General features: G+C 67.6%; 10 protein-coding genes. 6 read left to right on the top strand and 4 right to left on the bottom strand.

The features are described 5' to 3' along the window. Positions 1 to 99: 99 nt before the first annotated feature. From AC1DES_RS06835 to sufU, 4 genes are all read left to right on the top strand, one after another. Positions 100 to 2,838, top strand: coding sequence for a helix-turn-helix transcriptional regulator (locus AC1DES_RS06835; RefSeq protein ID WP_476894929.1), 2,739 nt, complete (start codon positions 100 to 102; stop codon positions 2,836 to 2,838). A gap of 60 nt (positions 2,839 to 2,898) precedes the next feature. Further along, positions 2,899 to 5,535: a LuxR C-terminal-related transcriptional regulator gene (locus tag AC1DES_RS06840; protein ID WP_476894930.1), complete on the top strand. Its 2,637-nt coding sequence runs from the start codon at positions 2,899 to 2,901 to the stop codon at positions 5,533 to 5,535. Between the two features lie 721 nt (positions 5,536 to 6,256). Then, complete coding sequence (locus AC1DES_RS06845; protein WP_476894931.1) at positions 6,257 to 7,564, top strand: SufS family cysteine desulfurase; 1,308 nt, start codon at positions 6,257 to 6,259, stop codon at positions 7,562 to 7,564. A 12-nt stretch (positions 7,565 to 7,576) separates the two neighbouring features. Next, positions 7,577 to 8,032 (top strand): Fe-S cluster assembly sulfur transfer protein SufU, encoded by a 456-nt coding sequence (gene sufU / locus AC1DES_RS06850; RefSeq protein ID WP_476894932.1) that lies wholly within the window; start codon positions 7,577 to 7,579, stop codon positions 8,030 to 8,032. Positions 8,033 to 8,042: 10 nt separating this feature from the next. Here sufU and AC1DES_RS06855 read toward each other — a convergent pair whose 3' ends face one another. The 4 genes from AC1DES_RS06855 to AC1DES_RS06870 all read right to left on the bottom strand — a co-directional run bounded on the left by AC1DES_RS06855 (position 8,043) and on the right by AC1DES_RS06870 (position 11,796). Further along, on the bottom strand, positions 8,043 to 9,356 hold the full coding sequence (locus AC1DES_RS06855) for a UDP-glucose dehydrogenase family protein (protein ID WP_476894933.1): 1,314 nt from the start codon (positions 9,354 to 9,356) through the stop codon (positions 8,043 to 8,045). A gap of 158 nt (positions 9,357 to 9,514) precedes the next feature. Then, a complete protein-coding gene (locus tag AC1DES_RS06860) occupies positions 9,515 to 9,736 on the bottom strand; it encodes an SCO4848 family membrane protein (RefSeq protein ID WP_476894934.1) in 222 nt (73 codons plus the stop codon). A gap of 4 nt (positions 9,737 to 9,740) precedes the next feature. Further along, positions 9,741 to 10,238: a DUF2505 domain-containing protein gene (locus AC1DES_RS06865; RefSeq protein WP_476894935.1), complete on the bottom strand. Its 498-nt coding sequence runs from the start codon at positions 10,236 to 10,238 to the stop codon at positions 9,741 to 9,743. 46 nt (positions 10,239 to 10,284) lie between these two features. Further along, positions 10,285 to 11,796, bottom strand: a complete 1,512-nt coding sequence (locus AC1DES_RS06870) for an SDR family oxidoreductase (RefSeq protein WP_476894936.1) — start codon at positions 11,794 to 11,796, stop codon at positions 10,285 to 10,287. 246 nt (positions 11,797 to 12,042) lie between these two features. Here AC1DES_RS06870 and mfd point away from each other — a divergent pair, with 246 nt between their 5' ends. Next, positions 12,043 to 15,690: a transcription-repair coupling factor gene (gene mfd / locus AC1DES_RS06875; RefSeq protein ID WP_476894937.1), complete on the top strand. Its 3,648-nt coding sequence runs from the start codon at positions 12,043 to 12,045 to the stop codon at positions 15,688 to 15,690. Between the two features lie 3 nt (positions 15,691 to 15,693). After that, positions 15,694 to 16,524 (top strand): metal-dependent hydrolase, encoded by an 831-nt coding sequence (locus tag AC1DES_RS06880; protein WP_476894938.1) that lies wholly within the window; start codon positions 15,694 to 15,696, stop codon positions 16,522 to 16,524. Positions 16,525 to 16,577 lie beyond the last annotated feature (53 nt).

The following is a 16,577-nucleotide window of genomic DNA, read 5'->3' on the forward strand; positions in this document are numbered from 1 at the left end:
TCGCCAAGTATTCGAGTACTACTTACGCATCCCGAAATTACTCGTAGTCCATACCTTGGAGTTATCACTGTTCGTACTTTGATTGCGAAGGTCTCTCTCATGTTTCAGCAGGACGCCGGCTTGCCCGCGGGCAGCGGCCAAACAGATGCGATTTCCCCAGCACACCGTCTCGCCCACGGCCGCTACGAAAGACCCTTCGCACGCCAGCAGATAGTCGCTGAGGTCGTTGAGACACTGACTTCCGGTTCCGGCTGCGGCATAGTGCTCGTCGGGGAACACGGGGCAGGCAAATCCTTCATCGCACAACGCGCCCTTGAGCAGCTCGGCGAGGACTACCTGGTCGTCCAGGTCCGAGGCAGCTCCATCTCCTCCAAGCTTCCCTACGGCGCCCTGAGCGTCCTGCTCAACGACCTCGACGCGTCCCACCTCGAGCACCCGCTGATGGTGCTGCGCGGACTGACCCAGCTGCTGCATACCAAAGCTGAGGGGAGAGGCATCGTCCTTTTCGTGGACAACGCCCACGACCTCGACGAACTCTCCAGCATGATGGTCGCGCAGCTCAGCGCGGGGGCCCACGTCACCTTACTGGCGGCCTGCGTGGACCTCCCGCATGTCGGCGGGGACATCATGGGGCTCTGGAAGGATGACCTCCTCCGGCGGGTAGACCTTGAACCGTTCGACTTTTCGGAGACCGCTTCAACGCTCAGCCATGAGTACGGCGGCAGGTTTTCCCTGACCGCGACCCGGGCGCTCTGGAACGCCAGCGGCGGCAACGCGCTGTTCCTCCATTCCTTGGCCAGGGAACAGATCAAGCTCGGCACCGTTGTCCGCCAAGACGGCGTGTGGTTCCTGGGCAACGGCCCCATCGCCTTGACCGGCGAGATTCGGGATGTGGTGAAGGCCCGGCTGAACCGGCTCGGCGCAGGCCAGCGCGATGTCTTTGAACTGCTGGCACTGGCCGGCGCAGTCCCGTTGCAGACACTCATGCGCATCGCGAACCCGCAGGACATGGATACCCTCCAGGAACGGGCGCTCATCCGGGTCAGCCACGATCATCCGCCGATGGTCAGCGTTGCCAACCCCGTGACGGCCGGAATCGTCGCCAGCGTCGTTCCGCCGGGGCGGAGCGCGGAACTCCGCCGCCGCCTCACGGCCGTCCTTCAGGATTCGGACCACGAGGACGCCGGAGGTTCGATCGGCGTTGCATGGGCCTTGGACTGCGGTGAGCAGGTGAGCCCGCGCATCGCGCTGGCCGCTGCGCGTTCGGCGAACAAGGCGTCCGATCCTGAAGCGGCACTGCGGTTCATCCATGAGATCGACGGAGGCGACGCCGACCCGGGAGTTGCCGTCGAATCGGTCCACGCCCACATGGCCGTGAACAATGACGATTCTGCGCGCCGCATTCTCAACGCCCTGGAGGATTCGGCCCGGACGGAGCTGCCGCTGGCCGAGTGGACGGCGCTGCAGCTGCTCCACGCGGAGCTGGACAAGCGCAACCCCGCCACGGCGGCGGACGCCGCAGCCAGGCTCCAGGAAATCCATGCGCGCCTCGCCGCGGAGCCGCAGGTGCACGATTCGGCTGTGGAATCGGCCCGGCAACAGCTGCGCCTTGCAGAGGCCGGGCACGCAGCCTTCCAAGGACGGTACGCGGACGTCCTTGCCATGACCGATGCCGTGGAAACGGGGGATCTGGGCAGCGAATCGAGGATCGTGGCTGCGAGCCTGCGCTGCGAGGCGCTCGCAGTCACCGGCAACGTTCTTGCAGCATTCGCGCTCGGCAAACAGGTACTCCTGGCGGCAGCAAGCGTCCGGCTCCCGGACCATGCGATGCGTGAGATCAGGGGCCGTTCCCTGCTTCTCATGCTGCTCTCGGCGAAGTTCGGGGAGGCGTCCGCGTTTCTTGCCGAATCCTACGCAAGCGGAGACCCGCAAGCACGGCTGGGAGGGATGTTCGAGATCGGACAAGGCGTCATTGATCTTCACGTCGGGCATCTCGACGACGCCCTGTCGCGGCTTCAGGCGGGTGTGTGGCAGCTTCGGGCGCAGGATCCGGCCGCGTTGGCGGGCCTGGCCACGGCGGCGGCCGCCTATGCCGCAGCGCTTCAGGGCGACGAGGAAAAAGCCAGCGCACTGCTGGCCGAGCTGGCACAGTTGAGGACACCTGCGTCCTGGCTGGCGGACCGGGTGACACGGTATTTCGAACTGTCCGCCCAGGCCGAACTGGGACACCGGGCCACGTCCATCCGGGGCCTCATTGCCGAAGCGGATGCGGACACCGAAGCCTCGGCATTGGCGCCGGGGCTCTTGTTCCTGTCAGCGGCCGCCAGGCTCGGGGACCGCCAGGTGGGGCAGAAGCTCGGCAACCTCGCCGGCCGGGTGACCGGACACTTCGCTGGCCTGTGCTCGCGGCTGGCCGAGGGCATGCGGGAGTCCGACAGTGAGCAGCTGCTGGGCGCCTCCAAGGATGCTGACGCCGCCGGCAACGCCGTCTTCGCGAGGGACGCGGCCCACAAGGCCGTCAGCTGCGCCAACGACGCCGGAAACCGGATCGCACTGCGGATCGCCCAACGTGCCCAGCAGTCACTCGATGACAGGTTCGGCAGCCCCAAGAACGGCCTGCACTCACTGACGACGTCGACGCTGACAGCCAGGGAATGCGAAGTGGCTGTCAGGGCGGCTGCCGGAACGTCCAACCGCAAGATCGCTGAACAGATGCAGGTTTCAGTCCGCACGGTGGAGGGCCACCTCTACCAGGTGTACTCGAAGCTGCATGTGGCCAGCAGGTCAGAACTCAAAGATGTCATCGCCACACCGGCGGACAGCGCGCGACTCGGCTGACCGGTCCAGCGCCCGAGGATCTTCCCCGGGAGCAGCCGAGTCCGGCGGGAGGATCCGGGTATGGAAAGCCTCAATGCAGCAGTCCCGCTGATCGAGCGGTCAGCCCTCGTGCGTGACGTGCTGGGTTGCCTGCGCGACGACGCCAGATCCGGCGTACTTCTCGTCGGCAGCGCCGGGACCGGGAAGACGGCCGTGGCCAAAGCCGCCGTCAGGGAGCTGCGGCCGTCCGGCCCGGTGATCCGGCTGACCGCAACTCCGGCATTGGCCGCGGTGCCCTTCGGTGCGCTGGCACCCTATCTGTCCAATCTGCCTGCCAGTGAGCTCGACTCCTTTGCCGCCGTCGTGAAGGCCATGACGGTGCGGCTGAAAGCCGAGGCGAAGCGGCCCCTCTTCGTGGTCGACGACGCCCAATGCCTGGATCACGGAACTATCCAGCTGCTCGCACGCGCCGCAGCCACCGGGGCCGCAAGCATCCTGGCCACCAGCCGGCCGGGGCACAAGATCCCGGACGAATTCCTGGCCCTTTGGGGCGACGGAATTATTGCGAAGTTTGACCTTGCAGTCCTCAGCAGGGCAGGCACGCATCAGCTTTGCGTACAGGTCCTGCGGGCGGACGTGTCGCCGTGGGTGAGTGCACTGTTCCACGAAATGGCGCAGGGCAACCCGCTGATGCTCATGTCCTTGATCCAGCACTCGCGCACCAGCGGCGCGCTGGGCCGACGCCACGGTGTCTGGTACCTCCTGTCAACGCCCGACGTGGCCGGGGTGCCTGCGGCGGATCTTGTCGACCAGCAGCTTCGCTCCCTCACACCGGAGGAGAAGACCGTGGCGACCATCGTCGCCCTGGCAGGGCCCCTGTCACTGGGCCAGACTCTCCGACTAAGCGGTCCCAAGATCGTCGACGCACTGGACATGGCGGGAATCATCAGCATCTCCCCCGGGTATGACCGGGTGGTGCGCCCCGCGAGTTCGATCGTTGGCGAGATCATCCGCCACCGCGTCCCGGCCGCCCGCAGTTCGGTGTTGCGTGCCAGCGTCCTGGCACTTCCGTCGGCGGCCGCTGCCCTTCCGGGATCAGCCCTCAACCGGCTTCGGTGGTCGCTGGACTGCGGAGTGGAAATCCCTCCCGGGCAACTGCTGCTTGCGGCTGTTTCATCGAACGTGGCGTTGGACCCGGCGTCGGCGTCCCGGGCTGCCAGCGCCGTCCGGGACAAGGGCTTCCTCCCCGACGCCCGGCTCCAGCTTGCGTATTCCCAGTTCATCCTGGGCAGGCCCGAGGCGGCGGCAGGCTATCTCCAGTCCGCCCGGCCCCTGCCCTATGGTCGGTCCTCCTACCTGGCAGATCTCCTGGCCGCGCGTCTGGGAAGGTCCGCAGAGACGCGGGAGCTGCGCAGCGAAGCGCCGGACGCTTCCGGCGGCACCGTGGCCTCGGCCACGGACGGGCAGCTCTGGACGCGGTCGCCCGCGGCCGGTATGGCGGCGGCGATCATGAACCGCAACTGGGACGGGCAGTTCCCCGGCATCGAGGCCGCGCTGCGGGAACTCGTTGACACCGCGGGGACCAACCCCGAGATCCGGATCCCGGCGGTCTCCCTCTTGTCCGAGCTCTTGACGGCCCAAGGCCGGCTCGTGACGGGGATGCGGCTGGATGGGGAGGCCTGGCGCGGTGCCCGCAACGCCAGCTCCGCTCTTCCCCTTGCGTACGAAGACCTGGTCACGCGCCACTGCCTGAACCTTATCCGGGCCGGCGACCTGGACGAGCTCGGAGTGGTCCTGGACGACTATGCAACCGGCCAGCCCGCGCGTCTGCTCTACAGCGGAGGCATGCTCCATCTGATGCGCGGGTACTCGCGGCTGCGCCAGGGCAGAATGCGGGAAAGCTTTTCGGAGCTGCTGCTGGCCGTCGACGAACTCACGATTGCCGACCCGTTGAACCTGCTGCCGTTCGCGCACGCGGTCGCAGCCTACGCGGCTGCAGGTGTCGGCCGCCAGCATGAGGCACACGAACGTTCACTGGCCTATCGGCTGTCCGTCTACCGGGAACCGAGGACGCTGCGCCTGTTGGCCGAAGCCTATGCCAGGGCGGCAGACCCCCAGGCCGGGCTGGAACGCGGCGGCGTCGTTGCCCTCGCGGAATTGGCCGACGAGGCGAAACGCCAGGGACTCAGGGGTGTGGAAACTGACATCCGGCGGCTCGCCCTCAGAAGCGGGGACACGGGGAGCTCGGCCGCCCTCGCGTCCAGCAGCAGCGTGGTCGAAGGCCCTGAAGCGCGTTTGCTCGAGGCGTACGGGCGCGCCGTGTCCGCGTCCGACGCGACCGACCTCATCGGCATCAGCGACGACGCCCTCGGTGCGGGGCACCCGCTGCTGGCCCTTGAAGCTGCACAGCAGGCCGCGCGGTGCCTGGCGGACAACCCGGACCGGGGGAGGCTTACCGGGGTCCAGCGCAGGGTGCATCATCGCCTGGTGGAGGCCGGGATGTCCCCGAGGTTGGAGGTTGTCCGCAGCGAACATGGAACCCTGCTGACCGCCCGCGAAACCGAGATTCTTGAACTGGTGTCCCACCAGGCAACCAACGCCGAAATTGCCAAGGGGCTTTCCTTGTCGCGGCGGACTGTAGAAGGCTACCTCTCCAGGATTTTTGCCAAACTCGGAGTCAGCCGGCGCGTGGAACTCCTTGAATGGGGCACCCCATGATCCGAGGCGGAGCAAGACGCTGACCTTGGGTTTCTTCCGGCCCGTTGCCGTTTCTGCGTACAGCCCGGGTGGCGGGCGGTCTTCGCAAGAGTATGCCCAAGTAGTCGGACGCGGACCATCGCTACAGAATCGGGTAAACGCTACTCGTGTGCGGTTGTGGCCTGGGGGATTCACTTAAGACACTCCCCAGGAACAACGGACAAAGGTCTTACAAATAAATCTAAATTTCAGGGCGGCAATCGACCGCGGGCATCAACAGCACGACGGAGGGGCCAGAATCTCCCCCCGGTGGGCTGCCGAAGCCTTCGCCACCATCATGGGTGGTCGCGCCGAAGCCGACCTACACCGAACTCCTTCACGGGATTCGCACGGTGCCGATTCAGGCAGCCGCGCGCCTAGGTCGGAGCCGGCGGCGTCAGAGCCTTCTGAGACCGAGGCTCTCCCCCCAGCCGCCGCCGGCTCCCTTATTTGGTCTGCATCGCGGAAAAACGTGAGCCTGGAGGGCGTCGACGCGGCGTGGGCGCCGCGGACGACAGACCCGGCGACGGCGGTCAGAGACGGCCGCCGGAGACACCCCCGGGGGCAGCCGCGAGGGGCTGCCGAGAAGGACTGCTGCGGGAACGTGGGATAATTAGGCTTAATCTGTGTGACGTATTTGGTTAGTCCGGCCCCGCCGGCTGCACCGTGCGCCGCAGCGAACGCCGATCCAGGAGTCTCCGCCATGGTAGCCACGCCAGCCCATCTCCGCCGCTCCGCCGTTGCGCTCGGAAACGAAGAGGTGTTGAGGATCCGGAACGACTTCCCGATCCTGCAGCAGCACGTCAACGGCAGGCCGCTCATCTACCTGGACTCGGGGGCCACCTCGCAAAACCCCCTGAGCGTGCTGGAGGCCGAGCAGGAATTCTACGAGCAACGGAACTCCGCAGTGCACCGCGGGGCGCACCACCTCGCCGTGGAGGCTACCGAAGCCTTCGAGAACGCCCGGGAAACGGTGGCTGCGTTTATCGGCGCCGGCTGGGATGAACTCATCTGGACCTCCAACGCCACCGAAGGCCTGAACCTGCTGAGCTACTCCTTCCTGAACGCCTCGCTGCCCGGAGCCGCACCGGAAGCGGCGAGGTTTGCCCTGGCACCCGGCGATGAACTTGTGGTCACGGAGATGGAGCATCACGCCAACCTGATTCCCTGGCAGCAGCTGGCCGAACGGACCGGAGCCGTGCTGAAGTTCATCCCCGTGGATGACAACGGCGCCCTGGATCTGGATGAAGCCGCGCACATCATCGGGGCACGAACGCGGGTGCTGGCTTTCACCCACGCCTCCAACGTCCTCGGCACCATAAACCCTGTTGCCACGCTGGTGGCACAGGCCCGGGCCGTGGGCGCCCTCGTGGTGCTCGACGCGTGCCAGTCCGCGCCGCACCTGCCCCTGGACGTCAAGGCGCTGGATGTGGACTTCGCCGTCTTCTCCGGCCACAAGATGCTGGCCCCCACCGGAATCGGCGGGCTGTACGGCCGCGCGGAGCTGCTCAACGCCATGCCGCCCTTCCTGACGGGGGGTTCCATGATCACCACCGTGACCATGGAACGGGCAGGATTCCTGCCCAGCCCGCAACGGTTTGAGGCGGGAACGCAACGGATCTCCCAGGCCGTGGCCCTCGCCGCGGCGGCAAACTATCTCACCGAAACCGGCCTCTCCCGCATCCACACCTGGGAAGCGGAACTCGGGCAGCGCCTCGTCGTCGGGCTCGAATCCATACCGGGAATCCGGGTGCTGGGGCCGGCGGCCGGCCAGGAGCGGATCGGGCTGGCTGCCTTCGACGTCGCGGGAGTGCACGCGCACGACGTCGGGCAGTTCCTGGACAGCCGTGGCATCGCCGTGCGCGTAGGCCACCACTGCGCCCAGCCGCTGCACCGCAGGCTCGGGCTGACGGCCACCACGCGTGCCAGCACCTACCTGTACAACACCACGGACGACGTGGACGCGTTTCTCGACGCCGTCGCCGGTGTCCGCGCATACTTCCAAGCCTGAGGACGGCAGCACATGAGTCTCGACCAGCTTTACCAGCAGATCATCCTGGAGCACTCCAAAGCCCGCCACGGCAGCGGGCTGGCCGGTTCCGCGGCGCCCGCAAATGCGAGCAGCGGCCAGTCCCACCAGCTGAACCCGGTCTGCGGCGATGAGATCACGGTCAGGGTCGCGGTGTCCGGGGGGAAAGTCAGCGAACTGCGCTGGGACGGCGACGGCTGTTCGATCTCCATGGCGTCAGCCTCCGTGCTCACAGACCTCGCGGAGGGCATGACCACGGAGGATTTCCGGACCGTGATTGAGCGTTTCCGCGAGGTGCTGCGCTCCCGCGGCAAGGTCGCCGCCGATCCGGAGATCCTCGGGGACGCCGCCGCGTTTGAGGGCGTGTCCCGTTACGCCGCCAGGGTCAAGTGCGCGATGCTCTCCTGGGTGGCGGCCGAGGACGCCCTCGGCCAGGCACTGTCCGCCTGAGGGGTCCCGGTCAGGGCCGGCCGAGGCCCTTGTAGGTCCAGCCGGCGGCGCGCCACTTGGCCGGATCCAGGACGTTGCGTCCGTCAAGGATGCGCGGTGCTGACACGAGTGCCTTGGTCACGTGCGGGTCCAGCTCCCGGTAGGCCTTCCACTCCGTCAGCAGCAGAACGGCGTCGGCCTTGAGCAGGGTGGTCTCCAGATCCGGCTCCATCTGGAGCTCGGGAAAACGCTTGGCCGCGTTGTGGAGCGCCTGGGGATCGGTGACGGTCACGACGGCGCCCTGGAGCTGGAGCTGCGCGGCCGCGCTGAGGGCGGGGGAGTCCCGGACGTCGTCGCTCTCGGGCTTGAACGCGGCGCCCAGGACCGCGATGCGCTGCCCCATCAGGGTCCCGCCGCAGAGCTCACGGGTCAGCTCCACCACCCGGGTGCGCCGCCGCATGTTGATGGCGTCGACCTCCCGCAGGAAAGTCAGGGCCTGATCCGCACCCAATTCGCCGGCGCGGGCCATGAACGCGCGGATGTCCTTGGGCAGGCAGCCGCCGCCGAAGCCGATGCCGGCGTTGAGGAACTTCCGGCCGATCCTGTCATCGAGTCCGATCGCGTCGGCCAGCCGGGTGACATCGGCCCCCGTGGCCTCGCAGACCTCGGCCATAGCGTTGATGAAGGAAATCTTGGTGGCGAGGAACGAATTGGCAGCCGTCTTCACCAGCTCCGCCGTTGCGTAGTCCGTCACGAGCCTCGGCGTCCCGTTGGCCAGCGGGGCCTCGTACACGCGGTCCAGCACGTCCACGGCCGGGTTCTCTTCGCTGCCGTCCGGCATGCCGTAGACGAACCGGTCCGGATTCAGCGTGTCGGTCACCGCGTGGCCTTCGCGCAGGAACTCCGGGTTCCAGACGAGTGTGGCACCCGGCTCCGTTTCCGCGATGACTTCGGCAAGCCGCGCCGCGGTGCCCACCGGCACTGTGGACTTTCCGGCGATCACATCGCCGGGCGAAACATAGGCGGCCAAGGACCCCACGGCGGCGTCGACGAACCGGAGGTCAGCGGCGTTTTCGCCGCGCTTTTGCGGCGTGCCCACGCAAATGAAGTGGACCTCCGAGCCGCGGGCGGCGGACATGTCGGTAGTGAACCGCAGGCGCCCGGATTCTTCAAGCTCGCTGAGGAGATCGTCCAGCACCGGTTCGTAGAAGGGGGCATGTCCGCCGGACAGCTGCGCCACCTTGTTTTCGTCAACGTCGATGCCCACGACGTCGTGGCCGAGCTTTGCCATGCAGGCCGCGTGGACCGCCCCCAGATAACCGCAGCCGATAACCGAGATCCGCATAGTTCCGATGTCCTCCCGCGTCGCTTGTTCACAGCGTACGTGTCCGGTGGCCGGTTCGCCCAGCCACCCGGCGCGCCACGCCAGGCCAGGAGGAACAGCGCGACGGCGGCAGCCGGTTCGCCCAGCCGCCGCCGGGCAGCCGGCCGGCGGGGGGAGTACTAGCCGAGCAGCCCCGCAATCCCGATTGCCGCCGTCGCGGCCCCGAGCACCATGGAGATGCTAACGAGGACGACGTGGACGGTCAGGAAGCGGGTGGCCTTGCCGCCGGAGTCGCGGGCCCTCGGGTCCTTCATGACCCGGCGCAGGAACTGCGGCCAGACAGCGAGGGACCAGACGCCGGCAATGATCAGGACGACAGCCAGGAGTGCAGGCAGTTCCACTGCGCTAGTGGCTTTCGAGCCAGGCCTGGGCCTGGGTGGACTGGATGTTCAAGGCCTTGCCGACCATGGGTTCGGCGGCCTCGGCGATTTTGCCGCCAAGGAAGGGCACGGAGGACGTCACATTGCCCTCAAGCTCGATCCGGGTGCTGCCGGCGTCGGACACGAGACGCTGGACGGCGTTCACATCCAGCGGTGCCCCGGCGATCTTCAGGGAGATGTTGCTCTGGCGCGAGCCGTCGGCGGACGGAGCCTCCCAGGTCTCCAGCTGCGTCACGGTGAGCCGCTCGCCCACGAACTTCCGGGCGACGTCGGGCATCCGGGTGGTGGGGACCGTGCGGACGGTGGTGGTGCTGAACGCGCCGGCGGGATCGCCGTCGACGACGAATGATTCGAGGGTGCCGCCGACAAGTTCGCTCGTGTGGCGCAGGAAGTCCTCGTTGACGAAAACCGCGGTGACGCGCTCTACGCTGTGCGGAACGGTGGTGGATGCACTCAGGGCCATGGGGGTCCTCCGTGGTGTGGAATTGGACGTTTCGGGCTCCAACATCCTACGCGGTGTGCCGGGCAGGCTCCGATTCGAGGTCCTGCAGGTCCCGTGCCGCGGCCGTGATGTTGCGTGACATGGCCGGGAAGATGACGCTGTGGAACGGCAGGACGGCGAGCCAGTAGAGGCGCCCGCTCAGGCCCTTGGGGAAGAAAATGGCCCGTTGCCGGTACAGGCTTCCGGTTCCCTGGGGCTCCACGGAAAGCTCCAGCCAGGCGCGGCCCGGGGCCCGCATCTCGGCCCGCAGCCGCAGCAGCCGGCCGCGGTCGATCCGCTCGGCACGCCACCAGTCCACCACTTCGCCCTCCGCCAGCAGGTGCGGGTGGCGGCGGCCGCGGAGCAGTCCCGCTCCGCCCGTGAGCTTGTCCAGCCAGCCGCGCACGCGCCATGCCAGCGGAAGCGAGTACCAGCCGTTTTGGCCGCCAATCCCCTCGATGATGGTCCAGACGTACTTAGGGTCCACGGGGCTGGAAAAGCTCCGTTCGTCAACGTAGACGCGGTGGCCGGCCCAGTCGGGGTCGCTGGGGAGGGGATCCGCGTCCGCGCCGGCGCTGGCCCAGGTCGTTTCGACCTGGGCGTCGCGTTCCTTGCCCAGGGCGAGGCCCACCGCACGGCGGTACGGCGTCAGGCCGCCCGCCGGCACCGGGATGAGGGAATCGATGTCGTGTTCGCGGGACACAGCGTCATGCTGCAGCGATTCCACGAGGGGCAGGGACATGGACAGCGGGATCGGAGTCGTCAAAGCGACCCACATCCCGGCGAGCTTCGGGGCGGGCACGGGCAGGGCCAGCACGAGGCGGTGCGGGAGGCCGGCCTCGGCGGCATATTCGTTCATCATTCCCGCGTAGGTCAGGACCTCGCGGCAGCCGATGTCGAAGGTGCGGTTGATCGCGCCACTGAGGGATGCCGCCGCCACGAGGTAGTACAGGACATCGCGCACCGCGATGGCCTCGATCCGGTTCTTCACCCAGCTCGGGGCGGGCATCACCGGAAGCGTTTCCGTGAGGTGCCGGATCATCTCGAAGGAGGCCGATCCGGAGCCGATGACGACGCCCGCCTGGAACACGACGGCGTCGACCGGGCTGTCGAGGAAGACCTTCCCCACCGCTTCCCGGGACCGCATGTGCGTCGAGAGCTCGGCGCCTGCCGGGTGCAGGCCGCCCAGATAGACGATCCTGCCGACTCCCGCGTCCGCGGCTGCCGTGGCGGCGGTCCCGGCCATCGTTTTTTCCTTGGCCTCGAAGCCCGGGCCGGCGGCCATGGAATGGACCAGGTAGTACAGGACATCGACGCCCTCCAGCGCCCCGCGCAGTGCACCGTCGTCGTCGAGGCTGCTCTGGATCACCTCCACGTCGTCCAGCCACGGCACGCCGGCGATCTTCGCCGGCGTGCGGACGAGGACCTTCACCGTGTGCCCGGCCTCGAGCAGCCGGGGGACCAGCCGGCCGCCGATATAGCCGGTGGCGCCAGTGACGAGGACTGTCTTCGGATGTTCTGCCGTGGGAGTGCCGTTCATGGTTGGCCCCTTGTCAGTGCTCATTTGTCAGTGCTGATTTGCCCGTGTCTATTTTCTGGGCTCCGTGTCATTGCCCGTGGAAGCTATTCGGAGCGACCGCCGCCGCGGACCGGTCCGTGCTGCCAGCTTAGCCCCGCAGGCCTCACCGTCCCGGCCTCCGCGGTAGGCTTGGAAGACCCGGGATTCTCGCGAATTCCGGCTATTCGTGTTGCCTGCATTTTCGTGATCCCATCAGGAGCAACAGTTATGAGCCCCAACGGCCCCTCACTTACCGGTCTGCGCCGTGCCCTGGCCGAGGACCGGAACTACTCCCGCGTCCGGGCCGAGGCCTCCCGCGGCTTCGAAGCCCGCAGCGAGGACTACCAGATCAGCGCCCCCGCCGGCATGCGGGCAACCCTGCTCGCGGAAATGGCCGACGGCCTCGCCTCATCCCCCGGAGCGGTTGTCCTGGCCGTCACCGCCACCGGCCGCGAGGCCGAGGACCTGACCGAGGCCCTGCGCGCCTTCCTGCCGGCCGACACGATCGCCGAATTCCCCAGCTGGGAGACCCTCCCGCACGAACGGCTCTCCCCGCGCTCAGACACTGTCGGCCGTCGCCTCTCCGTACTCAGGCGCCTTGCCCATCCCGAAGCCTCCGCCGCCGGTGCCCTGCGCGTCGTGGTGGCGCCGGTCCGTGCCGTCGTCCAGCCGATCGTGGCCGGCCTCGGCGAACTGGTGCCCGTCACGTTGAAAGTCGGCCAGGAAATCTCCTTCAGCAACGTCGTGAAAAGCCTCGCCGATGCAGCCTACGCCCGCGTGGACATGGTGACGCGCCGCGGCGAATTCGCTGTGCGGGGCGGAATGCTGGACGTCTTCCCGCCCACCGAGGACCACCCGGTCCGGGTTGAGTTCTTTGGCGACGAGGTCGAACAGATGCGCTGGTTCGCTGTAGCCGACCAACGCTCACTGTCGGCGCCCGGCGTGCACCACCCCACAGAACTCCATGCTCCGCCGTGCCGCGAAATCCTGATCACGCCCTCCGTCATGTCCCGGGCCGCGACGCTGAAGGCGCAACTGCCGGCCGCGGCGGACATGCTGGAAAAGATCGCCGGCGGCATTGCCGTGGAGGGCATGGAATCGCTGGCCCCCGTGCTGGTGGATGCCATGGTGCCTTTCCTGGACCAGCTCCCCTCCGGTTCCCTCTCCGTGGTGATCGAGCCGGAAAAGGTACGCGCCCGTGCCCACGACCTCGCCGCCACGAACGAGGAATTCCTGGAAGCGGCATGGTCCACAGCCTCAGACGGCGGCAGGGCACCGCTTGATCTGAGCTCGCAGGCGTCGGCGGCGCTGCATTCGGCCAGCTTCCGGTCCCTGACCGAAACCCGTACGGCCGCCCTCGCCCACGGCGTGTCGTGGTGGTCGATCACGTCCCTGGCGACAGATGAAGAACTCATGCCGGATGTCGATGTCCTGAACCTGCACGCCCGCGAGCCCCGCGGCTACCAGGGTGACGTGGCCGAAATGATGGACTTCATCGGCTCCCGCGTGCGGGACCAGTGGCGGATTGTCGTCGTCACCGGGGGCCCGGGCCCGGCACAGCGGCTCGCGGAACTGTTCCATGACAACGACATCCCGTGCGCCCGGGTGGACTCCCTCGACGCCGAACCCCAGCCCGGCCTGATCGAGGTCACCACCGCCGCCGCCGGCCGCGGATTTGTCCTGGACCCGCTCAAGCTTGCCCTGTTGACCGAGGCTGACCTGCTGGGCCGCACCTCGGCCGGCTCCACGAAGGACATGCGCCGGATGCCCTCCAAGCGGCGGAACGCCGTGGATCCGCTCCAGCTGGTGGCCGGCGACTCCGTCGTGCACGAACAGCACGGCATCGGCCGGTTCGTGGAGCTGATCCAGCGAAGGATTGCAGTCGGCGGCTCAAAAGACTCAGTTGGTGTCCGCGAGTACCTCGTCCTGGAGTACGCGCCGTCCAAGCGCGGCGCGCCCGGCGACCGGCTCTTCGTGCCCACGGACCAGCTGGACCAGGTGACCCGCTACGTCGGCGGCGACACCCCGGCCCTGAGCAAGATGGGCGGCGCGGACTGGGCCAGCACGAAGTCCAAGGCGCGCAAGGCGGTCAAGGAGATCGCCGGCGAACTGATCCGGCTGTACTCGGCCCGGATGGCCTCCCGCGGCTATGCCTTCGGCCCGGACACGCCGTGGCAGCGTGAGCTGGAGGAAGCTTTCCCGTATGTCGAAACCCCGGACCAGCTGACCACCATCAACGAGGTCAAGGCCGACATGGAGCGGGAGATCCCCATGGACCGCCTCATCTCCGGGGACGTGGGCTACGGCAAGACCGAGATCGCGGTCCGGGCCGCCTTCAAGGCGGTCCAGGACGGCAAGCAGGTCGCCGTGCTCGTGCCCACCACCCTGCTCGCCCAGCAGCACTACGAGACGTTCACCGAGCGGTTCTCCGGGTTCCCGCTGCGGGTCAAGCCGCTGTCCCGTTTCCAGGGCGCCAAGGAAGCCAAGGAGACGGCCGAAGGGGTCAAATCCGGCGCCGTGGATGTTGTGATCGGCACGCACCGGCTGCTGTCCAAGGACTTCGCGTTCAAGGACCTGGGCCTCGTGATCGTGGATGAGGAGCAGCGCTTCGGCGTCGAACACAAGGAAGCGCTGAAGAAGATGCGCACCAATGTCGACGTCCTGGCCATGAGCGCCACGCCGATTCCGCGGACCCTGGAGATGTCCCTGACCGGCATCCGTGAGACCTCGACCCTGGCCACCCCGCCGGAGGAACGGCACCCCGTGCTGACCTATGTGGGGCCCTACACGGACAAGCAGACCTCGGCCGCCATCCGCCGCGAACTCATGCGCGAAGGGCAGGTGTTCTTCGTGCACAACCGGGTCTCCACGATCGACCGGACCGCGGCGAAGATCCGGGAACTCGTGCCGGAGGCCCGCGTGGAGGTAGCGCACGGCAAGATGTCCGAGAGCCGGCTCGAGCAGATCATCGTGGACTTCTGGGAGAAGCGCTTCGACGTCCTCGTCTGCACCACGATCATCGAGACGGGCCTGGACATTTCCAACGCCAACACGCTGATCGTGGACGGGGCGGAGAAGTACGGACTCTCCCAGCTGCACCAGCTGCGCGGCCGCGTGGGCCGCGGCCGCGAACGCGCCTACGCGTACTTCCTGTATCCCTCGGAAAAACCGCTCGGCGAAGTGGCGCTCGAACGCCTCAAGGCCGTTGCCACGCACAACGAACTCGGCGCCGGCATGCAGCTGGCCATGAAGGACCTCGAGATCCGCGGCGCCGGCAACCTGCTCGGCGGCGAGCAGTCCGGGCATATCCAGGGCGTCGGCTTTGATCTGTACATCCGGCTCGTGGGCGAAGCCGTCGCGGAATACCGCGGCGAGGCCGAGGAAAAGGCCGCGGAAATGAAGATCGAGCTCCCCGTCAACGCGCACCTGCCGCACGACTATGTCCCCGGCGAGCGGTTGCGCCTCGAGGCGTACCGAAAGCTGGCCTCCGCCATCACTTACGAGGCCATCGATGAGGTTGTCGCCGAGCTGGTGGACCGCTACGGGGAGCTGCCGCTGCCCGCGAAGAACCTGATCGACGTCGCCCGCTTCCGGGTGGGGGCACGCGAGGCGGGGCTCTCCGACGTCGCGCTCCAGGGGAACTTCATCAAGTTCTCCCCGGCGCAGCTGCCGGAGTCCAAGCTCATGCGGCTGACCCGGATGTACCCCGGCGCGCAGGCCAAACCGGCGCTGGACGCCGTGCTCGTTCCCAAGCCCAAGACGGCGAGGATCGGCGGCCGGGACCTGCAGGACGCCGAGATCCTGGAGTGGGCCAACGGCGTCATCCGCAACATTTTCTCCGACGCCCCTCTTGCCGTTGAACAGGCGAGGAGCTAGGCAATGATGGGCGGACACCACGCCGCGTCAGGAGCCGCGGCGTGGGTAGCCATTGCCTCGACCGGACCGTATGCCCTGGGCTGGTACCCGCTGGACGCCACCGGGATCGTGATCGGCGGAATGGCGACGGCGGGGACAGCCCTGGTGTGCGACTGGGACCACCGCTCCAGTACCATTGCGCACTCGCTGCCGCCGCTGTCCAACGTGATCGCCGTCGGGATCGAGAACGCCAGCGGCGGCCACCGCCAGGGCACCCACTCGGTGCTGGGCGCGGCGGTCTTCGTGCTGCTCGCGGCCATGGCCGGGCAACTCCAGCTGCAGACGGGCTGGGGGCTGCTGTCCGTGGGGGCCGGGCTGCTGTGCATGTTCATGATTAACATCGCGGCGAAAGCCCTCAAACTTTTTCCGAAGTACGGCTGGATCAGCAACTGGATCTTCGCCCTGCTCATGGCAGGCCTGGTGACGTGGTTTGCTCCGCACCAGTGGACCTGGCTTCCGGTGTCGATGCTCACAGGCGTGCTGGTGCACATTGTCGGGGACATGATCACGACCGGGGGAGTGCCGCTGCTGTGGCCGCTCGTGATCAAGCCGCCAAAGGTCCTGCGCAAGCTGCCGCTCGTGAAGGACATCTGGCGGCCCAACGGGGCGTTCTCCATCCCGCTGCTGGGCCGTGCTGGCTCCCGGCGGGAATGGTTCGTCCTGATCCCGGTCAGCGCCTACGCCATGGTCGGGATGTTCGGCGCGGTCCTGGCCATGGCCAAGGTCCATTTCCCGGCCGCCGCGGCGATGGGGACAACGCTGGTCAACGGCCTGTTCTCGCTGCTCCCGGGCTGAGGGCCCTGTTCCCGGGCTGAGCCGGCGGTGAACTGGGTCCGCGACGGAGGATT

The organism is Arthrobacter sp. 05T442, from assembly GCF_056395945.1.

Excerpts from the sequence above, each read along its gene's own strand:
- AC1DES_RS06835 (WP_476894929.1), top strand. The coding sequence starts at position 100 with ATGTTTCAGCAGGACGCCGGCTTGCCCGCGGGCAGCGGCCAAACAGAT.
- AC1DES_RS06840 (WP_476894930.1), top strand. The coding sequence starts at position 2,899 with ATGGAAAGCCTCAATGCAGCAGTCCCGCTGATCGAGCGGTCAGCCCTC.
- AC1DES_RS06845 (WP_476894931.1), top strand. The coding sequence starts at position 6,257 with ATGGTAGCCACGCCAGCCCATCTCCGCCGCTCCGCCGTTGCGCTCGGA.
- sufU (WP_476894932.1), top strand. The coding sequence starts at position 7,577 with ATGAGTCTCGACCAGCTTTACCAGCAGATCATCCTGGAGCACTCCAAA.
- AC1DES_RS06855 (WP_476894933.1), bottom strand. The coding sequence starts at position 9,356 with ATGCGGATCTCGGTTATCGGCTGCGGTTATCTGGGGGCGGTCCACGCG.
- AC1DES_RS06865 (WP_476894935.1), bottom strand. The coding sequence starts at position 10,238 with ATGGCCCTGAGTGCATCCACCACCGTTCCGCACAGCGTAGAGCGCGTC.
- AC1DES_RS06870 (WP_476894936.1), bottom strand. The coding sequence starts at position 11,796 with ATGAACGGCACTCCCACGGCAGAACATCCGAAGACAGTCCTCGTCACT.
- mfd (WP_476894937.1), top strand. The coding sequence starts at position 12,043 with ATGAGCCCCAACGGCCCCTCACTTACCGGTCTGCGCCGTGCCCTGGCC.
- AC1DES_RS06880 (WP_476894938.1), top strand. The coding sequence starts at position 15,694 with ATGATGGGCGGACACCACGCCGCGTCAGGAGCCGCGGCGTGGGTAGCC.